Genomic DNA, 1,740 nt, shown 5'->3' on the forward strand with positions numbered 1-1,740 from the left:
TGATCCTCCGTGCCGTACTGCTCGTACGCGGGGGCCGGAGCCGGCAGCGGGTGGTACACGTTCGGCCGGACACCGGGCGTGCCGCCCGCCTCCTGCGGCACACGCGCCTCCGCTTCGTACTCCCGTTCCGTGGACATGCCAGCGGATTCTAGGGACGCAAGATCCCCGGAGGACATTCGGCGCCGCTTTCCGGGCACCTCGCGTCCCGGGTGGTGGAAAACACCGCCCATGAGGCACGAGGGGGCCGTAAGCTCACGGACATGCAGGTGATCCAGTCGACCAAGCTCGCCAACGTCTGTTACGAGATCCGGGGCCCGGTTCTCGAGGAGGCCATGCGACTGGAGGCGGCGGGCCACCGCATCCTCAAGCTCAACACCGGCAACCCGGCCGCCTTCGGCTTCGAGTGCCCCCCGGAGATCCTGGAGGACATCCTCCGCAACGTCTCCACGGCGCACGGCTACGGCGACGCCAAGGGCCTGCTCGCCGCCCGCCGCGCGGTCGTGATGCACAACCAGACCATCGGCATCGAGACGGACGTCGAGCACGTCTTCATCGGCAACGGCGTCTCCGAGCTGATCGTGATGGCGATGCAGGCCCTGCTGGACGACGGCGACGAGGTCCTGGTGCCGGCCCCGGACTATCCGCTGTGGACGGCGGCCGTCTCCCTGTCCGGGGGCACGGCGGTGCACTACCGCTGCGACGAGCAGTCCGACTGGATGCCCGACCTGGCCGACATCGAGCGCAAGGTCACCGACCGCACCAAGGCGATCGTCGTCATCAACCCGAACAACCCCACGGGCGCGGTGTACGACGAGGAGGTGCTCAAGGGGCTGACGGACATCGCCCGCCGGCACAACCTGCTGGTCTGCTCGGACGAGATCTACGACAAGATCCTCTACGACGGCACCACGCACACCCCGACCGCGAAGGTCGCCCCCGATCTGCTCACCCTCACCTTCAACGGCATGTCGAAGGCGTACCGGGTGGCCGGCTACCGCGTCGGCTGGATGTCGCTCTCCGGCCCGCGCGCCCACGCCGACTCCTACATCGAGGGCCTGACCATCCTGGCGAACATGCGGCTGTGCGCCAACATGCCGGGGCAGCACGGAGTGGTCGCCGCGCTCGGCGGCCGCCAGTCGATCAACGACCTGGTGCTGCCGGGCGGGCGGCTGAAGGAGCAGATGGACGTCGCCTACGACCTGCTCACCGCGATCCCGGGCGTCAGCTGCGTACGGCCCAAGGGCGCGCTGTACCTCTTCCCCCGGCTGGACCCGAAGGTGTTCAAGGTCAAGGACGACCGGCAGCTGGTCCTGGACCTGCTACGGCAGGAGAAGATCATGGTCGTCCACGGCACCGGCTTCAACTGGCCGGAGCCCGACCACTTCCGGGTGGTGACCCTGCCGTCGGTCGGCGATCTCCGGGACGCCGTCACCCGCATCGGCACCTTCCTGGACGGATACGGCCAGCCGTAGCCGGCGGACCGCGTTCCGTGACTCGGCTCAACTTTAGACGAAATCCAATGTAGGATGGCTTCCTGTCAGAGCACAGGAGGCCATCCCCATGTACGAACCGATCCGCTCCAAGTCGGTCCACAGCACGATGGCCGGCACCACCTGCGACTTCCCCCACCGGTCGCGCGAGGAGGAGCTGGACATCCAGCTCGCCGGACACCTCGCCGCACTGCTCGCGGTCACCGACGAACTGCGCGCCCTGGCCCCGTCCGCCGACCTGGACACCGCC

Annotated in this window: 1 protein-coding gene and 1 pseudogene; both read left to right on the forward strand. The window is 68.4% G+C overall.

Features of this window, described 5'->3' with window-relative positions; translation table 11 throughout:
- The first annotated feature begins 260 nt into the window (after positions 1-260).
- Positions 261-1,472 carry a pyridoxal phosphate-dependent aminotransferase gene (locus H5J33_RS34140; RefSeq protein ID WP_181798541.1) on the forward strand — a complete coding sequence of 404 codons (1,212 nt, stop codon included), beginning with the start codon at positions 261-263 and terminating at the stop codon, positions 1,470-1,472.
- An 88-nt stretch (positions 1,473-1,560) separates the two neighbouring features.
- Positions 1,561-1,740: pseudogene (locus H5J33_RS34145) on the forward strand (hypothetical protein); the annotation flags it as partial.

Origin of the sequence: Streptomyces sp. WELS2, assembly GCF_013870595.1 — a bacterium.
Lineage (GTDB): Bacteria > Actinomycetota > Actinomycetes > Streptomycetales > Streptomycetaceae > Streptomyces.